This window comes from Pseudomonas sp. TE21394 (genome assembly GCF_054057835.1).
This window is the reverse complement of record NZ_JBSRZR010000001.1, coordinates 5,148,057-5,174,784: the sequence shown is the minus strand read 5'-3', so window position 1 is coordinate 5,174,784 and position 26,728 is coordinate 5,148,057. Positions and strand designations below refer to the sequence as shown.

The 26,728-nt window shown below is 62.7% G+C and carries 30 protein-coding genes and 1 pseudogene; 11 read left to right on the top strand and 20 right to left on the bottom strand.

Features of this window, described 5'->3' with window-relative positions; translation table 11 throughout:
- Positions 1 to 5: 5 nt before the first annotated feature.
- The 9 genes from ACVWZT_RS23685 to ACVWZT_RS23645 all read right to left on the bottom strand — a co-directional run bounded on the left by ACVWZT_RS23685 (position 6) and on the right by ACVWZT_RS23645 (position 7,548).
- On the bottom strand, positions 6 to 869 hold the full coding sequence (locus ACVWZT_RS23685; protein ID WP_457471743.1) for a metal ABC transporter substrate-binding protein: 864 nt from the start codon (positions 867 to 869) through the stop codon (positions 6 to 8).
- Positions 866 to 1,765, bottom strand: a complete 900-nt coding sequence (locus ACVWZT_RS23680) for a metal ABC transporter permease (protein WP_457471741.1) — start codon at positions 1,763 to 1,765, stop codon at positions 866 to 868. Before ACVWZT_RS23680 ends, ACVWZT_RS23685 begins: the two co-directional genes overlap by 4 nt.
- On the bottom strand, positions 1,765 to 2,511 hold the full coding sequence (locus ACVWZT_RS23675) for a metal ABC transporter ATP-binding protein (protein ID WP_457471739.1): 747 nt from the start codon (positions 2,509 to 2,511) through the stop codon (positions 1,765 to 1,767). Before ACVWZT_RS23675 ends, ACVWZT_RS23680 begins: the two co-directional genes overlap by 1 nt.
- Positions 2,508 to 3,410 (bottom strand): metal ABC transporter substrate-binding protein, encoded by a 903-nt coding sequence (locus ACVWZT_RS23670; RefSeq protein ID WP_296235051.1) that lies wholly within the window; start codon positions 3,408 to 3,410, stop codon positions 2,508 to 2,510. The genes ACVWZT_RS23675 and ACVWZT_RS23670 overlap by 4 nt, the downstream gene beginning before the upstream one ends.
- Before the next feature lie 16 nt (positions 3,411 to 3,426).
- Positions 3,427 to 3,996: a DUF6162 family protein gene (locus ACVWZT_RS23665; protein WP_296235052.1), complete on the bottom strand. Its 570-nt coding sequence runs from the start codon at positions 3,994 to 3,996 to the stop codon at positions 3,427 to 3,429.
- A complete protein-coding gene (locus tag ACVWZT_RS23660) occupies positions 3,993 to 4,313 on the bottom strand; it encodes a hypothetical protein (protein ID WP_296235053.1) in 321 nt (106 codons plus the stop codon). The genes ACVWZT_RS23665 and ACVWZT_RS23660 overlap by 4 nt, the downstream gene beginning before the upstream one ends.
- A complete protein-coding gene (locus ACVWZT_RS23655; protein WP_296235054.1) occupies positions 4,310 to 4,849 on the bottom strand; it encodes a thiamine pyrophosphate-binding protein in 540 nt (179 codons plus the stop codon). Before ACVWZT_RS23655 ends, ACVWZT_RS23660 begins: the two co-directional genes overlap by 4 nt.
- The gene (locus ACVWZT_RS23650; RefSeq protein ID WP_296235055.1) at positions 4,846 to 6,039 is read right to left on the bottom strand and encodes a PepSY-associated TM helix domain-containing protein; all 1,194 of its coding nucleotides are present in this window, start codon (positions 6,037 to 6,039) and stop codon (positions 4,846 to 4,848) included. The genes ACVWZT_RS23655 and ACVWZT_RS23650 overlap by 4 nt, the downstream gene beginning before the upstream one ends.
- A 174-nt stretch (positions 6,040 to 6,213) precedes the next feature.
- Positions 6,214 to 7,548 carry a lysine N(6)-hydroxylase/L-ornithine N(5)-oxygenase family protein gene (locus ACVWZT_RS23645; RefSeq protein WP_457471737.1) on the bottom strand — a complete coding sequence of 445 codons (1,335 nt, stop codon included), beginning with the start codon at positions 7,546 to 7,548 and terminating at the stop codon, positions 6,214 to 6,216.
- A gap of 202 nt (positions 7,549 to 7,750) precedes the next feature.
- On the opposite strand from ACVWZT_RS23645, the gene ACVWZT_RS23640 reads away from it, so the two are divergent.
- On the top strand, positions 7,751 to 8,185 hold the full coding sequence (locus ACVWZT_RS23640; RefSeq protein WP_457471735.1) for a hypothetical protein: 435 nt from the start codon (positions 7,751 to 7,753) through the stop codon (positions 8,183 to 8,185).
- Positions 8,186 to 8,473: 288 nt separating this feature from the next.
- Here the strand turns inward: ACVWZT_RS23640 and pbpG are convergent, their stop codons facing one another.
- Positions 8,474 to 9,400: a D-alanyl-D-alanine endopeptidase gene (gene pbpG / locus ACVWZT_RS23635; protein WP_457471734.1), complete on the bottom strand. Its 927-nt coding sequence runs from the start codon at positions 9,398 to 9,400 to the stop codon at positions 8,474 to 8,476.
- Positions 9,401 to 9,706: 306 nt separating this feature from the next.
- Between pbpG and ACVWZT_RS23630 the strand changes: the two genes are divergently transcribed.
- A complete protein-coding gene (locus ACVWZT_RS23630; protein ID WP_296231217.1) occupies positions 9,707 to 10,075 on the top strand; it encodes a hypothetical protein in 369 nt (122 codons plus the stop codon).
- Between the two features lie 41 nt (positions 10,076 to 10,116).
- Here ACVWZT_RS23630 and ACVWZT_RS23625 read toward each other — a convergent pair whose 3' ends face one another.
- Entirely contained in the window at positions 10,117 to 10,521 is a 405-nt protein-coding gene (locus ACVWZT_RS23625; protein ID WP_296231215.1) for a MerR family transcriptional regulator, read from the bottom strand.
- Between the two features lie 73 nt (positions 10,522 to 10,594).
- Between ACVWZT_RS23625 and ACVWZT_RS23620 the strand changes: the two genes are divergently transcribed.
- Entirely contained in the window at positions 10,595 to 11,659 is a 1,065-nt protein-coding gene (locus ACVWZT_RS23620) for an SDR family oxidoreductase (protein ID WP_457471732.1), read from the top strand.
- Between the two features lie 104 nt (positions 11,660 to 11,763).
- Here the strand turns inward: ACVWZT_RS23620 and ACVWZT_RS23615 are convergent.
- Positions 11,764 to 11,895: pseudogene (locus tag ACVWZT_RS23615) on the bottom strand (DUF2599 domain-containing protein); the annotation flags it as partial.
- 266 nt (positions 11,896 to 12,161) lie between these two features.
- The gene (locus tag ACVWZT_RS23610; protein WP_457471731.1) at positions 12,162 to 12,836 is read right to left on the bottom strand and encodes a polysaccharide lyase family 7 protein; all 675 of its coding nucleotides are present in this window, start codon (positions 12,834 to 12,836) and stop codon (positions 12,162 to 12,164) included.
- A gap of 245 nt (positions 12,837 to 13,081) precedes the next feature.
- On the opposite strand from ACVWZT_RS23610, the gene ACVWZT_RS23605 reads away from it, so the two are divergent.
- Positions 13,082 to 13,393, top strand: coding sequence for a DUF1654 domain-containing protein (locus ACVWZT_RS23605; protein WP_457471729.1), 312 nt, complete (start codon positions 13,082 to 13,084; stop codon positions 13,391 to 13,393).
- Positions 13,394 to 13,431: 38 nt separating this feature from the next.
- On the opposite strand, the gene ACVWZT_RS23600 is transcribed toward ACVWZT_RS23605, so the two are convergent.
- The 3 genes from ACVWZT_RS23600 to ACVWZT_RS23590 all read right to left on the bottom strand — a co-directional run bounded on the left by ACVWZT_RS23600 (position 13,432) and on the right by ACVWZT_RS23590 (position 14,972).
- A complete protein-coding gene (locus ACVWZT_RS23600; RefSeq protein WP_296231234.1) occupies positions 13,432 to 14,250 on the bottom strand; it encodes a S24 family peptidase in 819 nt (272 codons plus the stop codon).
- A gap of 110 nt (positions 14,251 to 14,360) precedes the next feature.
- Entirely contained in the window at positions 14,361 to 14,543 is a 183-nt protein-coding gene (locus ACVWZT_RS23595) for a hypothetical protein (protein ID WP_296231209.1), read from the bottom strand.
- A 93-nt stretch (positions 14,544 to 14,636) separates the two neighbouring features.
- Entirely contained in the window at positions 14,637 to 14,972 is a 336-nt protein-coding gene (locus ACVWZT_RS23590; RefSeq protein WP_296231208.1) for a hypothetical protein, read from the bottom strand.
- A 160-nt stretch (positions 14,973 to 15,132) separates the two neighbouring features.
- Between ACVWZT_RS23590 and ACVWZT_RS23585 the strand changes: the two genes are divergently transcribed.
- The gene (locus ACVWZT_RS23585) at positions 15,133 to 15,954 is read left to right on the top strand and encodes a shikimate 5-dehydrogenase (RefSeq protein WP_457471728.1); all 822 of its coding nucleotides are present in this window, start codon (positions 15,133 to 15,135) and stop codon (positions 15,952 to 15,954) included.
- Between the two features lie 63 nt (positions 15,955 to 16,017).
- Here the strand turns inward: ACVWZT_RS23585 and ACVWZT_RS23580 are convergent, their stop codons facing one another.
- The 3 genes from ACVWZT_RS23580 to ACVWZT_RS23570 form a co-directional block, all read right to left on the bottom strand.
- The gene (locus ACVWZT_RS23580; protein ID WP_296231206.1) at positions 16,018 to 16,260 is read right to left on the bottom strand and encodes a hypothetical protein; all 243 of its coding nucleotides are present in this window, start codon (positions 16,258 to 16,260) and stop codon (positions 16,018 to 16,020) included.
- A gap of 97 nt (positions 16,261 to 16,357) precedes the next feature.
- The gene (gloA, locus tag ACVWZT_RS23575) at positions 16,358 to 16,885 is read right to left on the bottom strand and encodes a lactoylglutathione lyase (protein ID WP_296231205.1); all 528 of its coding nucleotides are present in this window, start codon (positions 16,883 to 16,885) and stop codon (positions 16,358 to 16,360) included.
- Between the two features lie 225 nt (positions 16,886 to 17,110).
- Entirely contained in the window at positions 17,111 to 17,470 is a 360-nt protein-coding gene (locus tag ACVWZT_RS23570; RefSeq protein ID WP_296231204.1) for a histone-like nucleoid-structuring protein, MvaT/MvaU family, read from the bottom strand.
- A gap of 363 nt (positions 17,471 to 17,833) precedes the next feature.
- Between ACVWZT_RS23570 and ACVWZT_RS23565 the strand changes: the two genes are divergently transcribed.
- Positions 17,834 to 19,123 (top strand): OprD family porin, encoded by a 1,290-nt coding sequence (locus ACVWZT_RS23565; protein WP_457471725.1) that lies wholly within the window; start codon positions 17,834 to 17,836, stop codon positions 19,121 to 19,123.
- Positions 19,124 to 19,190: 67 nt separating this feature from the next.
- On the top strand, positions 19,191 to 19,940 hold the full coding sequence (cobF, locus tag ACVWZT_RS23560) for a precorrin-6A synthase (deacetylating) (protein WP_296231201.1): 750 nt from the start codon (positions 19,191 to 19,193) through the stop codon (positions 19,938 to 19,940).
- Between the two features lie 79 nt (positions 19,941 to 20,019).
- On the opposite strand, the gene ACVWZT_RS23555 is transcribed toward cobF, so the two are convergent.
- Positions 20,020 to 20,370: a response regulator gene (locus tag ACVWZT_RS23555; protein WP_457471722.1), complete on the bottom strand. Its 351-nt coding sequence runs from the start codon at positions 20,368 to 20,370 to the stop codon at positions 20,020 to 20,022.
- A gap of 250 nt (positions 20,371 to 20,620) precedes the next feature.
- Between ACVWZT_RS23555 and ACVWZT_RS23550 the strand changes: the two genes are divergently transcribed.
- The 4 genes from ACVWZT_RS23550 to ACVWZT_RS23535 are packed head-to-tail and all read left to right on the top strand — an operon-like array spanning position 20,621 to position 26,701.
- Positions 20,621 to 24,091: a response regulator gene (locus ACVWZT_RS23550; RefSeq protein WP_296231199.1), complete on the top strand. Its 3,471-nt coding sequence runs from the start codon at positions 20,621 to 20,623 to the stop codon at positions 24,089 to 24,091.
- Complete coding sequence (locus tag ACVWZT_RS23545; protein WP_296231198.1) at positions 24,088 to 24,909, top strand: CheR family methyltransferase; 822 nt, start codon at positions 24,088 to 24,090, stop codon at positions 24,907 to 24,909. Before ACVWZT_RS23550 ends, ACVWZT_RS23545 begins: the two co-directional genes overlap by 4 nt.
- Positions 24,906 to 25,481, top strand: a complete 576-nt coding sequence (locus ACVWZT_RS23540) for a chemotaxis protein CheB (RefSeq protein WP_296231197.1) — start codon at positions 24,906 to 24,908, stop codon at positions 25,479 to 25,481. Before ACVWZT_RS23545 ends, ACVWZT_RS23540 begins: the two co-directional genes overlap by 4 nt.
- Complete coding sequence (locus ACVWZT_RS23535; protein ID WP_457471719.1) at positions 25,475 to 26,701, top strand: hybrid sensor histidine kinase/response regulator; 1,227 nt, start codon at positions 25,475 to 25,477, stop codon at positions 26,699 to 26,701. The genes ACVWZT_RS23540 and ACVWZT_RS23535 overlap by 7 nt, the downstream gene beginning before the upstream one ends.
- Positions 26,702 to 26,728: the final 27 nt, after the last annotated feature.

The window sequence follows — 26,728 nt, the reverse complement described above, 5'->3', positions numbered from 1 at the left end:
CGGTCTCAGCCCCCGCCCAGTGCGCCCACCACCTGGTCGACACTGGCCTGCAGTCCGGCAAAGGCATCTTCGGGGTCACTCTCCACTACCACCAGCTTCGCCCCAGCCTTGCTGATCGCCTCGACCACCGCCGGCTGCGGCTGGCGATGGTCCAGTACCACTGCCACTTCCTGTGCCTTCAGGTTCTGCTCCAGCGCCTGCAGTGCAGTGGCATCCCATGCGGCGGGCAGCGGTTGCTCCACCACGTCCAGGTTCAGCCCGCTGGCCAGGTAGCCCAGGCGCTCCGACAGGCTCACCACGGTCAGGTTGTCGACCTTGGCCAGGCGCGTCTGGCTGCGTGCGGCAAGTTCCAGCAACTGGCGCTTGAGCCTGGCCAGGTTGCCCTGGATCGTCGCCTTGGCTTGCGGCGCGAGCCGTTCCAGGTCATTGGCTACCACGTCGGCCATGCGCCCGAGGTTGGTCGGGTTCAGCCAGGGATAGGCGCCATAGGCATCGTCGCCGGTGACGGCAATGCCAGGCAACGCGCCGTCCACCGGCCGTGCGGCGTCGATCTCGACGATGCGGATATTGCTGCGCCGGGCCATCGGGTACAGCGGGTCGTCAGGCCAGATCGAACGCACGCCGATCACCGCATCGGCCTGCTGCGCGGCGTCTTGAAGGCTGGCGCCACCACGCCCGCTGAAATATGCCGGCTGACGGCTGGCGGGCAAGTTGGCCGGTGCCGCACGCTTGAGCTGCACGGCGGTGCCGTCGAGCAGGGCACTGGCCAGGCTGTGAGTGACCGGCAGGCTGGTCAGCACCTGGGTGGCAAAAGACAGCGATGGCAGGCCGGCCAGGGCCAGCACCAGGGTCAGGCGTTTGAGGTTCATGCCGGGTTTCCTTGCAGGCGGGGGACGAGTGCGCGGGCCAGCGCAGCCAGGGCAAAGCAGATGCCGGCAACCAGAATGATTGCGGCACCCGACGGCACCGGCAGGTCGAATACGATCGGCAGCAGGATGCCGAGCAGGGTGCTCGAGGTGGCGATCACTACCGACAGGAAGAAAAAGCCCTTGAGCGACTGGCTGACCAGACGCGCAGCGGCGGCTGGGATCACCAGCAGCGCTCCGACCAGGATTGCCCCGATCACCTTGACCGCCGCGACAGTCACCAGGGTCACCAGCACCACGAACAGGTAGTCCAGGGTCTTCACCGCCACCGCGCGCACCGCCGCCAGCTGCGGGTTGAAGCTGGCCAGCATGATGCGGTTGTACAGGGGTACGGCCAAGGTCACTACCAGCAGCGCGACGATGCCCAGCACCAGCAGGTCCTGGCCGCTCACGGTCAGCACCGAGCCGAACAGGACGTTTTCCAGGATATGCACATTGATCTTGCCTGCCAGCATCAGCAGCAGGCTGGCGCCCAGCGCCAGCGACACCGAGAGGAATACGCCGATCAGCGTGTCCGGCGCGAGCCCTGTGCGGTTACGCAGGAAGTTGAGCAGGATGCCGAATAGCAGGCAATAGCCGAACAGGCTGCCGTATGGGCCAGTGTAGGGTTCGCCCAGCAGGATGCCGATGGCCACGCCAGTCAGCGCGGCGTGGCCGACCGCCTCGGAGAAGAACGCGAAGCGCTTGACCACCACCAGGGTACCCAGGCCGCCCAGTACCGGGCCGATCATCAGCCCTGCCAGCAAGGCGTTGACCACGAAACCGTAGGCCAGTGCCTCGGGCAGGTAGCCGGCCGTGGCCCAGCCCTGGACCAGCAGGCGCAAAGATTCAAGGCTCATCAGGCACGCCCCTCGCTGCGTGGGTGCACGGAGAACAGCCCCAGCAGGCGTTCCGGGCTCAGGGCCTGGGCCGGCGGGGCATCGAACAGCACCTGGCGGTTCAGCCCGGTCACGCGGTCGCTCAGGCGCAGCACGGCCTGCAGGTCGTGTTCGATCCACAGTACAGTCGTGCCGGCCTGGCGCCAGCCGCGCAGCAATTGTTCGAACACCTGGATACCGGCTTCATCAAGGGCCGACATCGGCTCGTCCAGCACCAGCAACTGCGGCGTCGGGACCAGGCCCTGCGCCAGCAGCACGCGCTGGCGTTCGCCCCCCGACAGCGCGCCCATGCGCCGCTTGCGCTTGTCGAGCATGCCGACCTGCGCCAGGGCTGCGTCGATGTCCGGCTGCACCCGGCGCGACAGGCCGAGGAACGCAGGGCGGCGCTGGCACATGGCGGCCATGAAGTCGTCCACGGTCATTGGCAGGCCACGGTCGAATTCCAGCGCCTGCGGTACGTAGCCGATCACTTCGCGTTCGCCGGGCCAGTGCAGGGTCAACTGGCCCTGGTGCGGCATCTGCCCGAGCAAGGTCTTGATCAACGAACTCTTGCCACCGCCATTGGGGCCGACGATGGCATGCACGCTGCCAGCGGCGACGCCGAAGCTGACCTGGTCGAGGATGCGCGTGCGGCCCAGGGACAGGCCGACGCCGGTGAACTCGATGCGCGGCCCGCAGGCGGCCAGCAGGTTGGCCGCAGCGGTCATGCGCGGTTCTCCTGGATGGCGCGCACGACGGTGTCGAGGTTGCGCTGCATTTCCACTTCGTACTTGTCCTTGGTGTATTCGCCGTAGGAAATGTGCGTGAGCGGGTACAGACGCACACCGGATTCACGCTGGATGGTTTCGACATAGGCGGACGGGAAATCCATTTCCGAAAAGATCACCCGCACATCCAGGGCCTTCAGCTGGTCGATGGTCTTCTTCAACTGGGCCGGGCTGGGCTCGATGCCATGCGCGGGCTCGACCACGGCCGTCACCTCCAGGCCGAAGTCGCGCACCAGGTAGTCGTAGGCCGCATGGATGGTGGCCACCCGGAAGGTGGCGCCGGGCGCCTCGCTGACCTTGGCCAGGGCCTTGGCCCGCAGGGCGCGCAAGCGCTTGGCGTAGGCGCGGGCATTTTGCGTGTACAGCCTGGCGTTGTCCGGGTCGAGCTTGCCCAGTTCGCGAGCGATATTGTTGACCTGGGCGATGCTGGTACTGATCGACAGGAAGGTGTGCGGGTTGACCACCTTGCCGGCACCGCGTGCGGCAATGCCGGTGGCCGCCAGCAATGGCACGTTCTGGTTGGCCTCGATGGTCCGGATGTCGGGCTTTTCGCTGGCAGCGATCATGCGGTCGGCAAAATCGTCATGGCCCACGCCGTTGAGCACCACCACATCCAGCGTACCGATGCGCTTGATGTCTTCCGCCCGTGGCTCGTAGGCATGGGGGTTGAAACCTGCCGGAATCAACGGCACCACTTCGGCCTTGTCACCGACGATGTTGCTCACATAGCTGTAATAGGGGTGCAGGGTGATGCCGATGCGCAGCGGCTTGGCGTTATCGGCCAGGGCCGACAGCGGCAGCGCAAGGGCCAGGAGCAGGGCGAGGGCGGAGCGGAGCATGGAGGAGTCCTTGGGTTCAGTGACGGTGTTCGCGGGTGACCCCGGCGTCGTAATGGCTGACCACCTGCCGCCAGCCGGCAGCGATCAATGCGGCCGGGCCGAGGTCGTCCGGTGGCGCAGCGGCGGTGTCGCGGCGCAGCCAGACATCCGCCTCGCCAGCGCTGTCGCTTGGCACGATCAACAGCAAGCTGCCGGCCACTTCCGGGGCCTGGCTGCGCCCCAGGTAGGCACCGGCCTGCAGCCACGACCATTGGTGGTTGCCGCGGCCCTGGCTGCCGGCGTCGACCACGAACGGTGGCAGGCCTTCCTCGGCCAGGGCGCTTACGCTGGGGATGGCGGCGTTTTCTTCACGCAGCAGGCGAATTTCATCGAAGGCCACGCGCAGGTCGGTGTACAGGCCTTGCTCGGCGGCGGTGAGGTCGCGCCGGGCATCGATCTGGTAGCTGGCGATGGCTTGTTCGTCCACGCGTTCACCGCGCGCCAGCACCACGCTGGCGGCGAGCAACACGATCAGCAGGCTGACCAGCAGTACGTAGAGGGTTTCATGCCCGGCACCGGCCGGGCGGATCACTTGGCAGCGGTTCATGGCTGGGTTATATCGGCATGGTCGACTTCCACCACATGCCCGGGGCCGGCATCGAACAGCACGTAGAACTCGCCGTCCGGGCGCTTGAAGGTCAGCGTCGAGTCATCACCGAGCTTGCCGCCGACCAGCACCTGTTCGTCGTAGCCGATCACATCCAGAGTCACCCCAGGGGCACCGCTGCCGTCCGAGAAGCCACCGGTGCACTTGACCTGGCCATCAGCCAGCCCTTCGCATTCGCACATCGGGTTGTGGGCCAGGGCGGGGCCAGCGCCCAGCACCAGCACAGGCAGGGCGAGGATGCGCAACAGGTGTTTCATTTCTTGCCTCCTTGTTTTTCGAGCCAGGCCACGGTGGCTGGCGATGCCTTGGCCAGGGGGACTGACGCCTGGTACAGGCTGCCGTCCCAGCCTTCCAGGGTGATCCAGACCTGCGCGTCCGGTCGGGTGCGGGGCGGGATGGGCAGCGAAGTGCCCATGTGGTAGGGCGCGCCAAAGAAAATGGTGCCGGCGGCGCGCAGGCTGCGCGGTTTGCCGATGCGCAGGTAGGCGGCCTTGACCTCCTTGACACAGGCCTTGCACAACGAGGCATTGAACACCTTGAAGTACCCGGCCGGGCCGTCGGCGCGGGGGGGCTCGTCACGCAGCTCGGCCAGGTCGAGGCGGTAGGGGCCGACCTGGATGTCGCTGATCACATTGGCGCCAAGGCCGGCTTCGCCACGGAACAGCCTGGCGTCGGCGAAGTACTTCGGCATGAAGCCCAGCGGGATGAGAATCAGCAGGATATTCAGATGGAAGCGCCACTTCAGCCACAGCTGCTTCAGCGGGCTGGCGGGCAGCGCGTGTGCCTTGCTCATGGGCGGACCTCCACGGTGCTGTCAGTGCGTGCCGGGCGTGACGTACGCTCGCTGCGCTTGAGCGCGGCGGCGGTGGCCTGGGCGGTACGCCTGGTCCAGATCAGCAAACCGCTGAACACCATCAGGGTGAGGACCAGGCCGAAGAAGAACCACACCAGCTTGATCGGCAGACCGCCGAAATCGCCGGTATGCAACGGGCGCATGGATTCGGTGACGACCTCCAGCGCCGAGCGGTCGCTGAGCAGGAACTGGCTATCGACCTGGCGTGTATAAGGGTTCACCGAAGCGCTCTGGAACATCAGTGGGTACCAGCCCGGCCCGGCCAGGGTGACGTGGCTGTAGGCAGTGGCTGGCAGGGTGATGAAATTGACCTCCAGGCCCGGGATCGCAAGGCCGGCAATGCGTGCGGCTTCATCCAGGTCAATGCGCGGTGCGGGGCTGCCGTCCGCGGTTTGCGGCACGTCCTCGCGGGCGATCACCGGCACCACCGGGCGGCTGGAAATGGTGATGTGGTTGTCGAACAGGATCGCCTGGATCAGGAACCAGGTGCCGGTGATGGAGATGACCGCAATGAACCAGATCGACCATACCCCGGCCAGGCGGTGCAGGTCACCCCAGAATATCCGCGAGCCATGGCTGGTGCGCAGCGGCTTGAAGAAGCCTTTCCAGAATTTCTTGTATACCACCAGGCCGGTTACCAGCGACGCCAGCATGGGCAGGCCGAGCAGCGACACCAGGTACCAGCCCCAACTGAAGCCATTGGTGAACGGCACCAGCCACCAGCCGTGCAGCGCACGGGTGAAGGCCTCGAAGTTGAAATCCGGAGTCTTGCCCTGGATCGCGCCGGTGTAGGGGTTGACGTACAACGTCGGGCTGGTGCCGTCTGGCAGGGTGACGTCGGCCTTGACGGCAAAGTGCGAACCGTCGGGTTGGCTCAGGCGCTCCACCACCATGTCGGGCTCGGCCCTGTGCAACGCATCCAGCACCTGCTGGAAGCTCAGGCGCTCGACGTCGCCATTCGGCTTGTTGGCGCGTACGTCCGGGTTGGCCAGCCAGACGATTTCCTGGCTGACCACGGCGAGCATGCCGGTGAAACAGACGATCAGGACAAAGAACCAGATCGGCAGGGCGAGCCAGCTGTGGACCAGGAACCAAAGCCTGGATTTCGATTTTTTCGCGGTTTTGGCCATCGGACAGTCTTCTGCAAGGGTGGTCGAGCGTGTGCCCAGCCAAAGAGGCTGTACTGATAAGGACGAATGAGAATCAAAATCCTGCCGTTTTAAATGCAAGTAAATGTTTCAGAAACACCAAGGCCGGCCTGAGGCGTATTGCCCCGGGCCGGCCAAGCTGTAGCAAGCAGCGGTTCAGGCGCGGGTCAGCGCGACCGCCGCCTGCTGCCTGCCGTGCAGCTGGGCCAGGTCCTGGTACAGCGCGCGGCCGATCTCTGCAGCACGCGCCGGTAGCACCGAGAGCAGGGTGTCGCTCAGGCCATGGCTGTTTTCGCAGAAGCCTTGCAGGTACACCGACGCCTGCAGGTCCGGGCTGGCCAGTACGCGGTAGTTGCGGTCGACCGTGAAATCGTCCAGGTAGCCGGCCAGCGGTGCCAGCAGGTCACGGTGCGAGCGGCGTTCGTAGCCGGTGGCGAGGATCACGGCGTCATAGCGGTGGGTCTGCTGCTGGCCGGTGGCCAGGTCGCGCAGGGTCAGCTCCAGCCCAGCATGGGTGGCCAGCACCGTTTCCACCAGGCGTCGGCACAGGACGTTGTGACGGTACTGATGGGCCACTTTCTGCCGATAGAGGATGCCGTAGATGCGCTCGATCAGGTTGAGGTCGACCACCGAGTAGTTGGTGTTGTGGTATTCGTCGAGCAGCTTGCGGCGTTGGTCGGCCGGCTCGTTGTAGACCAGGTCGGTATAGTCCGGGGCGAAGATCTCGTTGACGAACGGGCTGTCATCGGCAGGCTTGAGCGCTGAGCCGCGCAGAATCATGTCGACCTTGACCGACGGGTAGCTGTCGTTGAGGTCGATGAACGCCTCTGCAGCACTCTGGCCTGACCCGATCACGGCAATACGCATGGGCGCGCCGCTGGTGCATGGCAGCTTGTCCAGGCTGCTGAGGTACTGGGAATGGTGGAATACTCGCGGGTCATCCGTGAAAGCTGCGAACTTTTCCGGAATTTTCGGAGTGCCGCCGCTGCCGACCACAACCGAACGGGTGCGGCGGCTGTATTCGCGGCCTTGTACGTCACGCGAGACCAGGCGCAGGTGATCGACCCGGCCCGCCTGCACTTCCGGTTCGATACGCAGCACCTCCTCGCCATACACCGCCTGGGTAGCGAAGTGCTCGGCGGCCCAGCGCAGGTAGTCGTTGTACTCGAGGCGGCAGGGGTAGAAGGTGCCGAGGTTGATGAAGTCGGCCAGGCGCTGCTTCTGATGCAGGTAATTGACGAAGCTGTAGGGGCTGGTGGGGTTGCGCAGCGATACCAGGTCCTTGAGGAACGAGATCTGCAGCTCGCTCTGGGTCGCCAGGGTTTCACCGTGCCAGCGGTAGTCCTGCTGCTTGTCGATGAACAGTGCATCGAGGGCATGGCCCTGAGACTCGGCGAGTTCTTCCAGGGCGATGGCCAGGGCCAGGTTGGAAGGGCCGAAACCCACGCCGATCAAGTCCCTGACAGTTTCCGTATGTGCAGACTGGCTCATGGCTGCGATTCCATAGTGGTCGAATGTGGACGCACGCCGGGAGTGAGCCGGCGCCTGCGTAGGTACATGGGTTGGAACGAGCCGAACGCCCGGGAATTTACCAGTGGCCGCCTGCGCGATTGCAAGCCGGGGCTAAAGACCTGCGCCTGGCGGCCGATAGGCAGAACAGTCCAGGGACCATTTTTATTGCAGGGAGAAATACATGACCGCAATCGCAGCAATCAGCGTCGGCAGCGCGGGCCAAGTGTCGGGCAGCACCTCCGGCGTCGCTGGCCAGGATGTGCAGAAGAGCGAAGAAAGCGGGGCCGGCACCCAGGTCGACCTGTCGAGAGTGAACGCTGGCAGCAAAGCCAAAGGCGCCGAAGACAGCAGCGACAGTGCTGAACCTGCGCACATCAGGCAATTGCGCGAAATGATCAAGAAGTTGCAGAAACAGTTGGCAGACGAGCAGAAGCAACTGGCGCTGGTGATGGCTCAGAAAATGGAAGAAACCGCCAAGCTGGCCGCCATCAGCGCCAGGCAGGCGAGTATCGCCACGCTCAATGGTGAAATCCTGCAGGCCACCGCGCAGTTGCTCGAAGCACTGCAGAAGACCGGTGGCAGCAGCGCCGGCGGGATGGTCAGTACCCAGGCCTGACGCTGGGTACGGCCCGCGCGGGCAACGGCGCCCGCCTGGCCAGGGCCTCTCACGTGAGGCTCTTGCGGGAGCGACTTATCCGCGATGAGGCCCGCCCAGGCATCCGAGAGTTTTCACCGAGATTATATTCTGGGCTTGGGGGCGGGTAAGGGCCACCAGGTGTACGCCGGGAAAGTTGCAGCGCCTATCCGATCGAGCGCCGCCCGCGCGGCGCTCGATCGGATAGGCGCAATCCCTCTTTCGACAAACTCTCGCCCTTGACTTGAACAGCGCTGTCGCCAAGCGCCGTCATTCTGCCGCCAGGCGCCCTCTGTTCTGCCGCTCCGCCTTGTACTGCATGGCCACTGCCGGTGCCGGCTTGGCAACACCGGTTTCCAGCCACTGGCGCATGCGGCTGGCATCGGCGAAGTGGGTGTACTTGCCAAAGGCATCGAGGATGACCATGGCCACCGGGCGGTTGTCCATGCGGGTCAGCAGCACCAGGCAGTGGCCGGCCTCATTGGTGAAGCCGGTCTTGGTCAGCTTGATGTCCCAATTGCTCTTGTTCACCAGGTGGTCGGTATTGCGGAAGCCCAGGGTGTAGTTGGGCTTGCGGAAGGCCACGGTCTTCTCGCGGGTGGTCGACAGCTCGCTCAGCATCGGGTACTTGCGCGAGGCCATCAGCAGCTTGGCCAGGTCGCGGGCGGTGGACACGTTCTGCGTCGACAGGCCGGTCGGTTCGACGTAGCGGGTGTGCGCCATGCCCAGGCTACGGGCCTTGGCGTTCATCGCCTTGATGAACGCCGGGTAGCCGCCCGGGTAGTGGTTGGCCAGGGTATTGGCCGCACGGTTCTCAGACGACATCAGGGTAATCAGCAAGGTTTCGCGGCGGTCCAGCTGGCTGCCCAGGCGCACACGCGAATACACGCCTTTCATTTCCGGGTTGTTGGCGATGGTCATGGTGAGCATTTCATCCATCGGTTGCTTGGCGTCGAGCACCACCATCGCGGTCATCAGCTTGGTCACCGAGGCGATCGGCACCACGCGGTCGGCGTGGTTCGAATACAGCTCCTGGTTGGTGTTCAGATCGATCAGCAAAGCGCTACCCGACGCCAGGTGCAGCTTGGACGGGTCACGTTGAACCTGGGCCGGGGATTGTGCAGCAGCGGTCGACGGGAGGGTCGCGGTACCTGTGAGCAACAGCAGCAGGCTGAGGATGGACAGGGATGTTTTCACGTTGAGGCTCACTAAAAGTTGGTATGTCGTTGGCTGTGCAAGGGTTTTCCCCCAAAAAACCGCTGCATTCTGGAGTATGGCTGAATTGCTGTCGAATGCCTTATGACTAAAGGGCGCAAGGTGAAGGAAATTTAATCCTGTACCCAACGTTGCCGCGGCAGGATAGGGCCTGGGTCAGTTTCTGCACGCTCGGGAGCGACATCAGTCGACCTGGCTAACCAGCTCCAGGTAGCCATTTGCCGCTTTGCCCGCGAATTCTGTAACTGGTAGAGTCTGCGCCTTTGTTACCAGCCTGAGAGGGATCTTATGCGGCGCATCATTGCAATGACATTTGGCGGTTTGACACCGAGCTATTACATCCGCCAGCTTTTCTTCGGCGCGCTTTTCGCGGCCTTGATTCTGGGCTTGGCTGCCAATAGCCCCACCGGCCTGAGCGGCAAACCCGGCCTGCTGCTGATGGCAGTCGTCTCGACCTTGTTATACCCGTACTCTCGTTTCGTCTACGAAAGCGTAGTGGGCTTCATCATGGGTAATAACGTCTTTTTCGTGAACGCACTGTTCATGTTGGCGGTCAAGGTCTTCACCATGGCGCTTTGCTGGTCAATGGCGATTTTCATCGCTCCAGTCGGCTTGGCCTATCTGTACTGGCATCACAGCCGAAGCGTTTCCCAGTAAGCAGGCGCTAACCCCTGAACCCAGCCATTGCGCTGGGTTTTTTATTGCCTGGAGACAGCCTTCTGTACAGGAAGATGCGGCACCATCAGCCCCTTGGCGATAGCACTGGCTTCAAGCTTCGCCCGCTCCGCATCCAGTGACGCATAGGCGTCCTGCAGGGTGATGATCTTCGCCTGGATTTCGGCCATCTTTTCCGCGATCAAGGCCGCGCCCTGGGCGCAATTGATCGTGTTGCCGCGCTTGGCAGCCAGGATGTCGCCGATCGCCGCAAGCGAAAACCCCATGCTCTGGGCAATCTGAATGAACTGCAGGTCGGCCACGGTCTGTTCGCTGTAATCGCGATAGTTGTTGGCCCGTCGATGAGCGCCGATAAGCCCGAGCTTTTCGTAATAGCGCAAGGCGTGGCGGCCGATGCCACTGCGACGCTCCAGTTGCGCAACATTCACAGCGAAAACTCCTTGACTGTAGACCCAGCTCTATACCTTAGCCTGCGCCGATCATGCAAACAAGGATTCGGTCATGGCTGTGGAATGCTTCATTACAGGTGGCAGCGGTTTTGTCGGGCAACATTTGCTGGCCCGTCTTTCCGCGACTGGGCACAAGACCTGGGTGCTCATGCGCAACCCTGAAAACATCGCGTGTCTCAGAGAGCATGTCGGCCGACTGGGCGGTAACCCGGCGAACATCCATGCCGTTGCGGGTGATATCGGCAGGGACGGGCTTGGCCTCTGCGAGGCAGACCGGCAGTGCATATCCCGCGTCTCGGTGGTCTTCCACCTGGCGGCAGCGTTTTCCTGGGGACTGACGATGGAACATGCCCGCGCGATCAATGTGCAGGGCGCGCTGAGGGTCGCCAGGCTGGCGGCGAGCCTGCGTGTTCGGTTGCTGATGGTGGGCGGCTACATGGTGCAGAACCTTGCCTTTCTTGGGCGTGTCGGGGTTGATCACGAATGCCCGGAAAACACTGACTGGCCCGCCGTCTATAGCCGCGTGGGTGGCTACGAGGGCAGCAAGCTGGAGTCGCATTTCGCAGTCATCCGCTACATGCAGGAAGCACATGCGGATTACACCATCGTTCATCCGGCTACGGTGGTTGGCCACAGCGAGAGTGGGCACATCCTGGCAGGGCAGCCGCTGGTCGAACTCATTCGCAATCTGGCGCGCGGCCGTTTCAAGGCGGTTCCCGGTTCCGCCCGGCACTGGTTGCCAATGGTCAGCGTCGATTACCTGGTGACGCTGATAACCTGCGTGGCGTTCGACCCTTTGCTGGCCAACCGGCAGGTGCTGGCGCTCAATGAGCACACCCCCAACCTGCAGGGGCTGCTCGAGGCGCTGGCGAAAACACTGGGGGTCAAGGCACCCCGGCGCCATGTCGCGATCGGAGTGCTTCGCTGGCTAGCGAGGATCCCCGGGCTGGCCGCACGCCTGGAGATCCGCGCCGAGTCGTTGAACTTCATCCAGCCGCAGCGCTTCGACATGAGCGAGAGCGAGCAACTCGAGCGCAAGTATCAGTTAACGCATCCCGATATGGCGCGAACCCTGGAAAGGACAGTGTGCTACGTCATGGCTCACTTGCCTTGCTGAGCCAACCACCTCAGGCCGTGTCCGCCGGGCTGTGGCGTCTTGTTGAAATCAAGGCCTGGAGCCCCGCCGATACCGGTCGGTACCGACAGGTCCGCGCCGGCGGATCAATACGGGTTGCAGGACTGCGCTACGGCCGTGGCCCGGTCGACGTACGGCCGCGCCGGCTCAAGGTGCCATCCGGGCTTGTTCCTGACAGGCCGGTCGTCATAGCTCGCCGCCAGGTGGCACACCAGTTGCCCAGGCCAGCGCGTCGCCGGGCAGGGGCGGCCAGCATATCGAGGGTAAAGGGCAGGGTACAGGCGCTGAGAAATGAGAGACGAAAGCGGTACATGGCCGATACAGCTGGTCGCACAAAACTGTTTACGCTTGTGCCCGCGGCGTAGTCAGCCGGTTGTTTGCGGTCAAATGCGCTTGCCAGGCAGCGGCGCCTTCATCGCAAAACGTCCCGTGCAACCTGCGTCGGAGCACAGGGCATCGGGACGTCTTTTTCGCCTAGCCAAGCTCAGACATGGGCCAGTGACAGATCGCTGATGATGCAGATCGAACCATCATCGGCCGGGGTCGTATCGGTGTAATCGACCTGGTTGTAGACTCCGCCATGGAACTCGAACCGGTGCGCCGCCCAACTGCTGTCGAATGGCAGGTCGCCGGAGCTGCCGGTCACCCCGTTGCAGCTGGCCGTCACGTTGACGACACCCTTGGCGCTGGCGTGGATGCTCACGAAGAACTTTGCTCCCAGTGGCACCCCCCTGAGCACCGTCGAGTTGACCGGGTCCGTCTGGTTGTAGGTCTGCCGGAACCCCAGGGTGATATCGCCTTTTTTCCAGAACACCTTCACTGGCGGGCTGTCGTCGCCGTATACGTGCATCTGCGCCACGACCAGCTTCTGTGCCCAGTTTACCTTGGTGAGGGTCATTTCCTGACGGTTCCAGTGGTCGAAGGCACTGCCCAGCGTCCAGTAGGTCGGCTCGGACCACTCGCAGCGTGTCCGTCGGGTACTTTTGCTCGACACGCCTTTGGTCGGGGCAGAAAGCTGCACCGAACCGTCGGCGAGCACTGACACATACTGCGGATACTGGGCGATCGCTTCGCTGCCGGTGAGTTCGTCGGCGACCAGGCTGGTCGCGGATTCGGCCACCGGAACGGAAATGATGAGGTTGCTGATGTCTACGCTCATGGAAGTACTCCTTGATGGATAACGGGTTGTGCCCTTTGGGCTGGCAGCGACAATGGCGCCGCTGCTGATGAAAAACTTAGCCACGAGCTAAATTATTGTCAATCGCTATGAGCTAAATTAATTTCGCTTGGCGATAAATCCGCTCCCGACCTGGGCTTTTTCCCGAACGGGGCTTTACGCTGGTTTTGACAAAGGGCTATGCTTGGCCTGGATACTGTACAAAAAAACAGTGTTGGAGGTGGCAGATGCCCAGGCACATGAAGCCGACGCTGCAGCAGCGCCAGCAAATGACCGGTTTGGAGCGGCTGATCCTGCGGGTTTCAGCGATGATCAACCACCCGCTGGCACAGACCCAGCGTTGGGTTGTGGTCCATCGCCTGGATACGGATGGTGAGGCTGAGTGGAAGGAAGTGCTAAGCCTGCTGGCCGAAACGCCAGAGTTGGACCTGGCCTTCAATAACGACGGCAGTGTCACGCTGCGTTGGACGCGCAGCAGCGTGGCTGCGCACGACGATCTTGCCGTTGAGCAGCAGCTCGGCGAGGCTGCACCGTTCTGAGTTACATAAAGAAGCCCGCCAGGAGGGCGGGCTTGGCGTCATACCAGGTGCGCATTCCATACCAGCAACACCCTGGCCTGGATATAGGTTTCTTCTCGACGGACCATGCGGTCCTTGTGTCGCGAGTTGTCGGAAATCATTTCGAAGTGCTCTTCATCGGCGATCTGCAGCCGCTTGATATAGAGGTGGTCACCCCAGCAAAACAGGTAGATGCCATCGCCGACGAACTCACGGATGCTGACGTCGACAATCAGTGGGTCGCGATGCCTGATGGTCGGCTCCATCGACTGGCCCCAGCCGGTCACCAACTTCAGGTGGTTATGGTCGCTGAACTCCACACCCAGCTCGCGCAGGTGGCTTGGGCTGACACGGACGTCCCTGAGCATTTCCGGGTAATCGTGGGGAATCTGCCCGCCGCCCATGGCCGCCCGCACGTCATAGTGGGCGATCCATACCTCGTCACCCACCAGGCCAGGCTGAGCCAGGTCGGCCTTGACCAGCGTGGCCTTTACCGGCTCCTCGGCAGCAGCCAGCAGCCGTTGCCGGGTTTCCTCGGGAATGCCTTTGCCGCTTCTGGCCAGCATCTGCTTGACCAGGTCAGCCGCGGACAGCTTGCTGTCGCCAATGTCAGGCAGGGCCTGCTCACCGGCTGCCGTGGTGTCGAACCAACCCCTGGGCAAGCCCTCTATACTCTCGATTCTGCGCGCCACGTCATCACCCAGGTTCTTTGCTGTCTTGTTCGAGAGGATCTGGCTGAGGTGTGCAGGGGCCATGCCCCAGCGTTCTGCACAGGAGCCCTTTCTCTGGTTACCGATCAGCTTGACCAGGTTGTGCTTGCGGATTTCGTAGATGTCCATGACGCGAAGCATGCCAGTGTTTAGCTCATTGCTAAATATGCCCAGGCAAAAAAAGGCCCACCAATAGGCGGGCCAGAAGGGCGTAGAGAGCAACGCACAACAAATGCGGGTCAGGCGACCAGGGTGCCTGGTTGCAGCTGTTCGATCAGCGCCTGGGCCGCGGCCAGGCTCGGCATCGGGCCGCTAACGGCTTCGCCGTTGCGCACCAGGTACCAACAGGCCAGCAGGCCTTGTTCACGCAACGAAGCGGGGACGGCGCTGCCGATAACGGACATGATCTGAATAGTGGCCATGGGGACCTCCTGTAAACATGGCTTCACCATACGCAGCAGCCGAGGCGGTTTGAAATCAACTTCCTCGATAGTGGTCATTAGTTCTATCAACCTTCACCAGCGCGGCGGGCCGTAATACACCGGTGGCGGGCCATAGTAGCCGCGGTAGCCCGGCGGTGGCGCATAGTAAGGCTGGTAGTACACCGGTGGTGGCGGTGGTTGTACGTACACCGGAGGCGGTGCGTAGTAGACCGGCTGGCGCTCGACATACACGGTACGCTCGCGCTCGCCATACACCGTCGCCCCGACCACAGCCCCGACCACCGCGGCACCTAACAGTGGGGCCGGACCATACCAACCACCGCCGCGATGGCCACCATGGGCGGCAGCGGGCCCGCTGATGGCCAGGGCACTGACCAGCAGGGCGACTGAAGGAATGTGGCGGTTCATAAAGCAACCTCGCAAGGACACCCCAAGCGTGGGGCCTGTTAACTATGACTCCACTTTCGGTCAGCCGAGCACAGGGAAACGGTAAAGGTTGCGTAAGGGACGACCAGTGGTTGCCTCTGTTACGCTGCACAAACGTTTCAGTCATGAAAAGGAGCAGGTCATGTCGACAAGTCCCAGCAGAGACACTGTGTTGTGCATTTCCCTGGCTGGCCGCCCCGGCACCTTCGGGGTGCGGTTCCATAATCATCTGTACCAGCAGCTGGGCCTGGACTTCTACTACAAGGCCATGCGCACCGATGACCTGCCGGCAGCAGTGGCGGGTATCCGCGCCCTGGGCATCCGCGGCTGCGGCGTATCGATGCCGTACAAGGAGGCCTGCTTGGCGTTGGTCGACGAGGTCGACCCCTCTGCGGCGGCCATCGAGTCGGTCAATACTCTGGTCAATACCAACGGCCATCTGAAGGCCTACAACACCGACTACCTGGCGGTACGCCAGTTGCTGGCGCAGCACCAGGTAGACCCGCGCACGGCATTTGCCCTGCGCGGCAGCGGTGGCATGGCCAAGGCCGTCGCCAGTGCCTTGCGCGATGCCGGGTTCGGCGAGGGCATCATTGTTGCGCGCAACGAGCAGGCCGGGCGGCAATTGGCGGATGTCTGTGGCTATCGCTGGGTGGCTGAGCTGGAGGACCTGTGCCCTCCGATGCTGATCAACGTGACGCCGATCGGCATGGCAGGCGGTGCGCAAGCCCAGCAACTGGCGTTTTCCGAAAACGCCATCGCTGCGGCAGAGCGGGTGTTCGACGTGGTGGCGATGCCGGCGCATACACCCTTGATTCGGCGGGCGCAGGCGTTGGCTAAACCGGTGATCACCGGGCTGGAGGTGATTGCGTTGCAGGCGCTGGAGCAGTTCGTGCTGTATACCGGTGTGCGACCGACGCCGGCGCAGGTGGAGGCGGCGGTGGCTTACGCCCGGGATATCTGATCATGCCTGTTCCGGCTCTTTCGCTGGGCCACCCGCAAAAGGGCCGGAACAGAACAGTCAGGATCAGAACACCTTGTGCCCTTTATCCAGTTGCTCGTCGACCAACGCCCGGCCATGGGCCAGCGACACATGTTGTGCATTCTCCAGGTCGGAGAAGAACTTCATCGGCATCCCCATGCGCTTGCTGGTATGCCCGTCGGGGTCGGTAATCAGGCATCCGGCGGCATAGGGCAGGGGTGAGTCGGGGTGGGGCATCACGCTGGCGGTGATGGTGTGCTGGCGGTATTCACAGTGAAGAGATTGCATCGTCCTTACCTCGCTGTGGCATGTGAAGCAGTTACCTTCATATACCACAGCAAGGGGCCGGGAGTTCCCGGCCCGACGAGCGCACCGCAAGGAACGCTCAGCCCTTGAGTTCGCTCGGCTGGATGACCTCGACCCAGTAACCGTCCGGGTCCTTGATGAAGGCCAGGTGGTTCATGCGTCCATCCTGCAGACGCTTCTGGAACGTTACACCCAGTTCCTCGAAGCGTGCGCAGGCGGCGCGCACATCCGGTACCGAAACGCAGATATGGCCAAAACCGCGCGGGTCGGTATTGCCGTTGTGGTAGGCGAACCCGGCATCGTTCTCGGTACCGTGGTTGTGGGTCAGTTCCAGCACGCCGGGGATCGACTTCATCCACTGGTGGCGTTCGGCGTCGTCGGCCGGGATCTGTGCCGGGTCGACCAGGGCCAGGAAGTAGAGGCTGAAGGCCGCTTCGGGGAAATCACGCTTGTCCACCAGGCGGAAGCCCAGTACACGGGTGTAGAAGTCCAGGGACTTTTCGATGTCCTTGACCCGCAGCATGGTGTGGTTGAAGACGAACTGTGCAGTGGCAGCGTCCGGTTGGGCGGTGACGCCGGGCAGGGTTTGCAGATCGTGCAGGCTCATGGGAACTCCTGAGGCAAGGCCGGGCGCAGGGCGCCGGCAAAACAGACAGGCTGGCCATGATACGGCAGTGCGCCGATTGCGCAAATGAAAGCGCCCTGCATGAGGCAGGGCGCTGGAATTAGAGGCCCGCATGTGCGGGCGCGTGATGGGGTCGCTAGTCCTTTAGCTGTTTCGATACTGAGCCAGCCGTTGTGAAAAAAGTGTGAAGTGCGCGTGGATGTTTCATCAGCGTACCCAGCTTTCTACCGTGGCGGCTCCATACTGTTCTTTCCAGGCCTTGAGGCCGCGGTGATTGCCGCCTTTGGTCTCGATCCGCTCGCCGGTATGTGGGTTGGTGTAAACCTTCACCACGCGGGGGCGGCGCTGTTGCTTGGGTGCTGTACTGGGCGCCCGGGTCGCGCTCTTCGGGTCGAGAATGGCGATGATATCGCGCAGGCTCTTGTCGTAGCTTTTCATCAGGCCGACTAGTTTCTGCTCGAATTCGATTTCGCGTTTGAGGCCGGCATCCTTTTTCAACGCTTCCAGTTGCGCCATCTGTTCCTGGAGCGCTTTTTCGGCAGCACGAAACTCTGCAAGTCTGGACACTGTAATCACTCCTGTACGTCGGGTGTGGCAGGGCGTGACGAACATTGAAGAACTAAAAAAAACGCCGGCCACGCGGGTGGGTTATGTTGTTCGCTGATATCGAGTGTAGTCATTCAGCGGTACTGGGTAAACTGCAAACTTTTTTGAAGTAAGCCGGGAACTTTGCGACTGTCACGTACGTTATTTGCATTTTTTTTCATGGTTGCCCTGCTGCGTGCTTAGACCATGGTCCAATGGCTCGCCCTAGAGCTGTTTTGCGATCATTTCAGATGATGGCCGTCTATTTTTCGGCCGACCCCGCAATACCGTGGCCAGCTTGCGCCACAGGTTATTTACTCGCCTTGATTCTGGATGTTTCCCCGCATGTTTGCCCCTTTCCCTCTCGCCCCCGGGCGTTGTGTTGCCGGCCTGTTCCTGTTGTGTGCCGGTGCCAATGCCCAGGCCGCCGGTTTTCTTGAAGACAGCAGCGCCAAGGTTGAAGCACGCAATGTCTATTTCAACCGGGACTTTCGTGATGGTCACAGCAGTTCCAGCCAGGGAGCGTCCAAGCGCGAAGAATGGGCACAAGGCTTCATCCTCAATGTGCAGTCCGGTTTTACCCAGGGCCCGGTAGGGTTTGGCGTGGATGCACTGGGCATGTTCGGCTTCAAACTGGACTCCAGCCCGGCGGACAGTAACAGCGGCCTGTTGCCGTCTTCTGGTCACGATCCGCGGCACTCGGCCGACCAGTACGCGAAGATGGGCCTGGCCGCCAAAGCCAAGGTTTCCAATACCGTGCTCAAGTACGGTTCGATGATGCCGGACGTGCCGCTGCTCAAGTACAACGATGGGCGCCTGCTGCCGACCCTGTTCCAGGGTGCCATGCTGACTTCCGAAGAAGTGCGCGACCTGAAGTTGACCTTGGCCCGCCTGGACAAATACACCGCACGGGATTCCACCGACCGTCAGGATATTCGCGTGCATTGCAAGAACAAGCGATATGCCTGTGATATCGAGGCCGACCATTTTGACCTGGCCGGTGTCGATTACCGTTTCAACGAGCGTCTCAGCGCCCAGTACCAGGTGGCCAAGCTGGAGAACATCTACCGCCAGCACTTCCTCGGCCTGGTGGCCAGCCAGCCATTGGCGGTGGGCAGCCTGTCGGCCGACCTGCGCTTGATCAAGAGTGATGACATCGGCAATGCCCGCGCTGGTGAAATCGACCACCGTGCATTCAGCGGCATGCTCGGCTACAGCCTGGGTGGCCACAAGCTCAGCGCCGGCTGGCAGCGTATGTACGGCGACAGTGCCATGCCGTACCTGGATGGCAGCAACCCCTACCTGGTCAACTATGCCCAGGTCAACGATTTCGCCGCCGCCCAGGAACGCTCCTGGCAAGTGCGTTATGACTATGACTTCAAGGCCATGGGGGTACCCGGCCTGACCTTCTTCACCCGCTACATCAACGGTGACAGTATCAAGGTGCCGGGCAGTGCGGCCGAAGGCAAGGAATGGGAACGCGACACGGAACTCAAGTACCAGGTGCAAAGTGGCACGTTCAAGGACGTCAGCGTGCGGCTGCGCAATTCCACCTACCGCAGCAACTATGAACGTTGGGCGCGTGACATGGACGAGACCCGGGTCATCGTCAGCTACAACTTCTCGCTGTTCTGATCGCTGGCTTTGCCAAATACCGGCAGCCGCCTGACAATGGCTGCTGGTTCACGCGAAGGGCAGGGCAATGAAAGACCTGTTGTTGATTGGCATCGGCCCCGGTGACCCGCGCCAGATCACCTACGAGGCGGTCGAGGCGCTGGCCCAGGCCAGCGTGTTCTTCGTGCTCGACAAGGGCCGCGACAAAGATGAGCTGGTGCAACTGCGCAAGGCCATTCTGCAACGTTACCGGCCCGAGGGTGGCTACCGCCTGGTGCAGGTGGCCGACCCTGTGCGCGAGGCACACGCCGATGGCTACCTGGGTGCGGTACAGCATTGGCACCGCGAGCGCGCGGCCCTGTACGCGCAACTGATTGACCAGGAGATCGCCGCCGGGGAGGTGGGCGCCTTCCTGCTGTGGGGCGAGCCAGCCTTGTATGACAGTACCTTGCGCATTCTCGACCAAGTCCGTGAGCGCGGCGTGGCACTGCGCCTGCGGGTAATTCCCGGCATCAGCAGCGTGCAGGCCCTGGCCGCGCGTCACCAGGTGCCGCTCAACCGCATTGGTGAACCGCTGACGGTGCTGCCAGGGCGATGCCTGGCGACGCTGGGGCGTATCGACAACGTGGTGGTGATGCTCGATGGCCAGTGCGCATTTGCCCAGCTCGATGACCCGGCATTGGTGATCTACTGGGGCGCGTATCTGGGGACCGAAGATGAGGTGCTGATTGCCGGCCCATTACAGGCGGTGAAGGCGCAGATCCTCGAGGTGCGCGAACGGCAGCGCGGGCGCAAGGGCTGGATCATGGATACCTATCTGTTGCGCAGGGAGCCGTGAGGCGCGGATAGCCCGGTAGCTGCAGGCCACGCGGGCCGGTCTGGGAGCGGGCAGGCCCGCGAAGCCGACTGCGCTCACCTCAAGCCGGGCCCACGATGTCTATCACCTTATCGCGCAATTGGTCGATGGTGAACGGCTTGCTGATCAGGTACATGCCTTCTGGTACATCGACGCTTTCGGCGTAGCCGCTGGCGAACAGCACCGGCAGCTTCGGCCGCAGTTCGCGCGCCTTGGCTGCCAGCGCCTCGCCGCGCATGTCCGGCAGCCCCACGTCGGTCATCATCAGCGCCAGGTCTTGGCCCAGGTTTGCGAGAATGCGCAGCGCCGCGCTGGCGTTTTCCGCCTCAATGACCGTGTAGCCTGACTCGTCGAGCACTTCGACCATCAGCATGCGGACGATGTCGTCGTCTTCGACTACCAGAAGGTGCATGGTTCCGATCCTGTACCAATTGAATTGTCTTTAATCTGTGCTCCGGGTGGCAGCAGAAGTTCCCCGAGGATACCGGTCCATGCAATCAGATGGAACGATTGGCGCACACCACCTTCAAATACTGGCTAAATGCCCTGCCAGACCCGCTAAAGCTGGTTAGACTCGCTTTACAGGACAGGGCATTGGCGAATAACGACAACGATTGATCGGCCACACTATTCATGGACTTTTCTTGCTCGGGCGTTTTCACATGATTCAAGCAGCCTCGATGGACCAGCGCAGCTTCCGCAAGTTGTTGACCCGCAACATCGGCCTCCCTTTGGGGGTGGGCCTGTTGGGGGCCTTGGCCTTTGTCGCAATGATCAACTACCTGCTTTCGGCCATGCAGTGGGTCGAGCATACCGACCGGGTCATCGGCAGCGCCAACGAGACGGTCAAGCTGTCGATCGACATGGAGACGGGGGTGCGCGGTTTCCTGATCACCGGCGACGAGCGTTTTCTCGACCCCTACGAGGTGGCCAAACCGCGAATTTTCGGCAGCCTGCAGGGCCTGCGCAGCATGGTCGAGGATAACCCGCAGCAGGTCGAGCGCATCGACCGCTTGGTCGCCCTGCAGCAGGCATGGAACGCCTTCGGCAGCGAACTCATCGCCCAGCGTCGCAGCCAGGGGGATTACCGCGCATCGATCGGCAGCGGCCGCGGCAAGCGCCTGACTGATGAAATCCGCAAGGAGTTCGACGCCCTGATCAACGCCGAGCAGCAGTTGCGTATGGCCCGTAACGAGCGGGTCAGCACGGTCACGGTCACGGTCATGGTGTCGTTCGTGCTGTTCATTGTCGGCCTGAGCGCCTTGCTCGCCTACCTGGGGCGGCGCGACCTGTTGGCGCTGTCGGCCAGCTACGATGACAACCTGCACGCCCAGCAACGCGCCACCGAGCACCTGGAACATCAGGCCTGGCTGCGCACCGGTCAGACGCAGCTCGCCGAGCAGGTACTGGGCCAACTGACCCTGCCGATGCTCGGTGACAACATCCTGCGCTTCTTCGCCGCTTACCTGGGCAGCGTGGTCGGGGCCTTGTACGTGCGTGACGAACATGGGCACCTGGTGCGGGTGGCCAGTTACGGCCTGGATGCCGAAGAGCAGGCCCGCGAGCAGGTACTGGGCGACCACGAAGGCCTGCTCGCCCAGGCGGTGCGCGAAGGGCGGCTGCTGCGCCTGGACAACTTGCCCGAAGGCTATTTCCACCTCAGCTCCGGTCTGGGCCGGGGCCTGCCGCGCAGCGCTGTACTGGTGCCGGCCAGTGAAGGCACGCAGACCAACGGCGTGCTCGAGCTGGGCTTCCTGCGGCCGTTGCAGCCACGTGACGAAGAACTGCTGCAACGGCTCGGTGGCAACATCGGCATCTCCATCGACAGCGCCCGCTACCGTCAGCGCCTGCAGGAAGTGCTGGCCGAAACCCAGCAACTGAACGAAGAGCTTCAGGTGCAGCAGGAAGAGCTGAAAACCGCCAACGAGGAGCTCGAAGAGCAATCCCGCGTGCTCAAGGAGTCCCAGGCCCACCTGGAAACCCAGCAGGCGGAGCTGGAGCAGACCAACGAACAGTTGTCCGAGCGTACCGAGGCGCTGGACCGCAAGAATGACGAACTGCTCCACGCCCAGGAACAACTGCAGGCGCGTGCCGAAGAGCTGCAACGGTCGAGCAAGTACAAGTCCGAGTTCCTCGCCAACATGTCCCACGAGCTGCGCACACCGTTGAACAGTTCGCTGATCCTGGCCAAGCTGCTGGCCGAGAACGTCGAAGGTAACCTCAGCGAGGAACAGGTCAAGTTCGCCGAATCCATCTACTCGGCCGGCAACGACTTGCTCAATCTGATCAACGACATCCTCGACATCGCCAAGGTCGAGGCCGGCAAGCTGGAAGTGCGCCCGGAAACCACCCAGCTGGAGCGCCTGGTCGAAGGCCTGCGCGGCATGTTCGAACCTTTGGCCGCGCACAAGGGCCTGGCCTTCGAGGTGACCACCGACGCCCAGGTGCCGGCCACCCTGTTCACCGACCGCCAGCGTCTGGAGCAGATCCTCAAGAACCTGCTGTCCAACGCGATCAAGTTCACCGAGCGCGGCCAGGTCAGCCTGAACATCGGCTACCAGCCCGACAGCGGCATCATCTTTGCCGTGCGTGATAGCGGCATCGGTATTGCCGCTGACCAGCAGCAGGCGATCTTCGGTGCCTTCCATCAGGTCGATGGCACCAGCAACCGGCGTTATGGCGGCACCGGCCTGGGGCTGTCGATTTCCCGCGACCTGGCGCATTTGCTGGGTGGGCAGATCCTCGTCGACAGCAGCCCTGGCAAAGGCAGTGTGTTCAGCCTGATCCTGCCGGAGCGCTACGAGCGCGAGGCACAGACGGCCGAGCCGCTGGCCCTGCGCCCGGCGGTCGATGCCTTGCCGCCTGCTGCCCCGACACCACCGGTGACGGTGGCACAGCAGCGTCCGGCGCCGGCGTTTGCCGACGATCGCGAACGTGCACCGTTCAGCAACCGCTGCATCCTGGTGATCGAGGACGAGCCGAACTTTGCCCGCATCCTGTTCGACCTGGCCCACGAGCTGGGTTACAGCTGCCTGGTCGCGCAGGGTGCCGATGAGGGCTTCGAGCTGGCCCAGGAGTACCTTCCCGATGCCATCCTGCTGGACATGCGCCTGCCCGACCATTCCGGCCTCACCGTGCTGCAACGGCTGAAGGAGCAGGCCAGCACCCGGCACATCCCGGTGCATATCATTTCTGTTGAAGACCGGGTCGAGGCGGCCATGCACATGGGCGCCGTCGGCTACGCGGTCAAGCCCACCAGCCGCGAGGAACTCAAGGAAGTGTTCGCCCGCCTGGAGGCCAAGCTGACCCAAAAGCTCAAGCACATCCTGCTGGTGGAAGACGACGACCTGCAGCGCGAAAGCATTGCCCGCCTGATTGGCGATGACGATGTCGAGATCACCGCCGTGGCCATGGCCCAGGATGCCCTGGCGCTGTTGCGCGAGAACATCTACGACTGCATGATCATCGACCTCAAGCTGCCGGACATGCTCGGCAACGAGCTGCTCAAGCGCATGACCGCCGAGGATATCCGCGCGTTCCCGCCGGTAATCGTGTATACCGGGCGCAACCTGACCCGCGAAGAAGAAGCCGACCTGCTCAAGTATTCCCGCTCGATAATCATCAAGGGCGCGCGTTCGCCGGAGCGCCTGCTCGACGAAGTGACGCTGTTTTTGCACAAGGTGGAGTCGCAGTTGTCCAACGAACGCCAGCGAATGCTCAAGACCGCGCGCAGCCGCGACAAGGTGTTCGAGGGCCGCAAGGTGCTGCTGGTGGATGATGACGTGCGCAACATCTTCGCCCTTACCAGCGCGCTGGAACACAAGGGCGCGATCGTCGAGATCGGTCGCAACGGGCGAGAGGCGATCGAGCGCCTCGAACAGCATGACGATATCGACCTGGTGCTGATGGATGTGATGATGCCGGAAATGGACGGCTTCGAGGCCACCCGCCTGATCCGCCAGCAAGCGCGTTGGCGCAAGTTGCCGATCATTGCCGTGACCGCCAAGGCGATGAAGGATGACCAGCAGCGTTGCCTGCAGGCCGGCGCCAACGATTACCTGGCCAAACCGATTGACCTGGACCGCCTGTTCTCGCTGATCCGGGTCTGGCTGCCGCAACTGGAGCGAATTTGACTAGCGAACGTAACACCGACATTGAAATCCGCTTGCTGATCGAGGCCATCTACCTCAAGTACAGCTACGATTTCCGCAACTATTCCGGCGCTTCGATCAAGCGCCGGATCCTGCACGCGCTGCGCCAGTTCGATTGCCTGACGGTATCGGCACTGCAGGAGCGTGTGCTGCACGACCCCGGCATGTTCATGCAGTTGCTGCAGTACCTGACGATCCCGGTCAGCGAGATGTTTCGCGACCCGGAGCACTTCCTGGCTGTGCGCAACGAAGTGGTGCCGCTGTTGCGCACCTGGCCGTCGATAAAGGTCTGGATTGCTGGCTGCAGCACTGGCGAGGAGGTCTATTCGATGGCCATCCTGCTGCGCGAGGAAGGGCTGCTGGAACGTACCATCATCTATGCCACCGACATCAACCCGCATTCGCTGGACAAGGCCAAGCAGGGCATCTATTCGATGCAGAGCATGCGCGAATACGCGGAAAACTACCGCCTGGCTGGTGGCCGGCGGGATTTTTCCGAGTACTACACAGCGGCCTACGGCAATGCCATCATGGACAGCTCGCTGCGCGAAAACGTGACCTTCGCCGACCATAGCCTGGCCACCGACAGCGTTTTTTCCGAAACCCAGCTGGTGTCGTGCCGCAACGTCCTCATCTATTTCGACAAGGTATTGCAAGATCGCGCCCTGGGTCTGTTCCACGAGTCCCTGTGCCACCGCGGCTTCCTGGTGCTGGGCAGCAAGGAGTCGGTGGATTTTTCCGCCTACGCCGAGCGCTTCGAGCCGCTGGTCAAGCCCGAACGGATCTACCGTAAATCATGAACGGCGTGCGCGCGGTGGTGATCGGCGCCTCGGCAGGCGGCGTGACGGCCCTGTTCAAGGTGCTCGGCGCGTTGCCAGCCGGTTTTGCCCTGCCGGTGGTCTGTGTGCTGCACCTGCCGGATGACCGCCACAGCCAACTGGCCGAGGTGCTGCAACGCCGCTTGCGCCGGCCCGTGTGCGAGGCGCGCGACAAGCAGCTGCTGCGGCCTGGGCAGATCTATGTGGCCGGGCCGGGTTATCACCTGTCGGTGGAACGCGATTTCAGCCTGTCGCTCAGCCAGGAGCCGCCGGTGCATTTCTCCCGGCCGGCAATCGACTATCTGTTCATGTCGGCGGCCGACGCCTACGGTTCCGGCCTGCTTGGCGTGCTGCTCACCGGTGCCAACGAAGATGGTGCCGCAGGGCTTGCCTATATCAAGAACAGCGGGGGCCGGACCATCGTCCAGGACCCGCGCGATGCACAGGTTGCGCTGATGCCGGAGGCTGCCCTGGCCCTGCACCAGCCCGACCATATCCTTACTTTGAGTGGTATCGAGCAGTTGCTCGCTGCCCTGGAACCCAGCGCATGCTAAGCCACACCACCGCCAAACTGCTGATCGTCGACGACCTGCCGGAAAACCTGCTGGCCCTCGGCGCCTTGATCCAGGGCGAAGACCGTGAAGTGCATCAGGCCCAATCCGCCGAAGCGGCGTTATCGCTGTTGCTCGAACATGAATTCGCCCTGGCCATCCTGGATGTGCAAATGCCGGGCATGAACGGCTTCGAGCTGGCCGAGCTGATGCGCGGTACGGAAAAGACCCGCAATATCCCCATCGTCTTCGTCACCGCCGCCGGGCGCGAGATGAACTACGCCTTCAAGGGCTACGAAAGCGGCGCAGTCGACTTCCTGCACAAGCCGCTCGACACGCTGGCGGTGAAGAGCAAGGTGTCGGTGTTCGTCGACCTGTACCGCCAGCGCAAGGTCCTCGACCGCCAGCTGCAGGCACTGGAGCGCAGCCGTCAGGAGCAGGAAATGCTGCTCGCGCAGTTGCAGACGGCGCGGGCCGAGCTGGAGCATGCCGTGCGCATGCGTGATGACTTCATGTCGATCGTGTCGCATGAGGTGCGCACTCCGCTCAACGGCCTGATTCTGGAAACCCAGCTGCGCAAGCTGCACCTTTCGCGCGGCAACCTTGCCGCGTTCAGCAGCGACAAGCTCCAGGCCATGGTCGAGCGCGACGAGCGGCAGATCAACAGCCTGATCCGCCTGGTCGAGGACATGCTCGATGTGTCGCGCATCCGTACCGGCAAACTGTCGCTACGGCCCAAGGCGTTCGACCTGGGCCAGCTGGTGCGTGGCCTGGTGGAGAACTTTGCCGCCCAGGCCACCACGCTGGAAACCCACATCGAACTGCAACGCTGCGAGCCGCTGTACGGTGAGTGGGACGAATTTCGCATCGAGCAGGTGCTGGCCAACCTGTTGTCCAATGCCTTGCGCTACGGTGAGCGCAAACCGGTGCACGTGCGCGTGTTCGAGGAAGATGGCCTGGCCTGCGTGCAGGTGCAGGACTACGGCATCGGCATTGGCGCGGCCAACCAGCAGCGCATTTTCCAGCAGTTCGAGCGGGTGGCTACCCAGCAGGCCAGTGGTGGCCTGGGCCTTGGGCTCTACATATCGGAGCAGATCGTCCAGGCCCATGGCGGGCGTATCCTGCTCGAGAGTGAAGAGGGCAAGGGCGCCACGTTCACCCTGCAGTTGCCGCTGGCGGCCTGCGCACAACAAAACGACCAGGCGCGAGCAACCTCTGCATGAGCCTGGGGTCACATGGCTGTTGCAAGC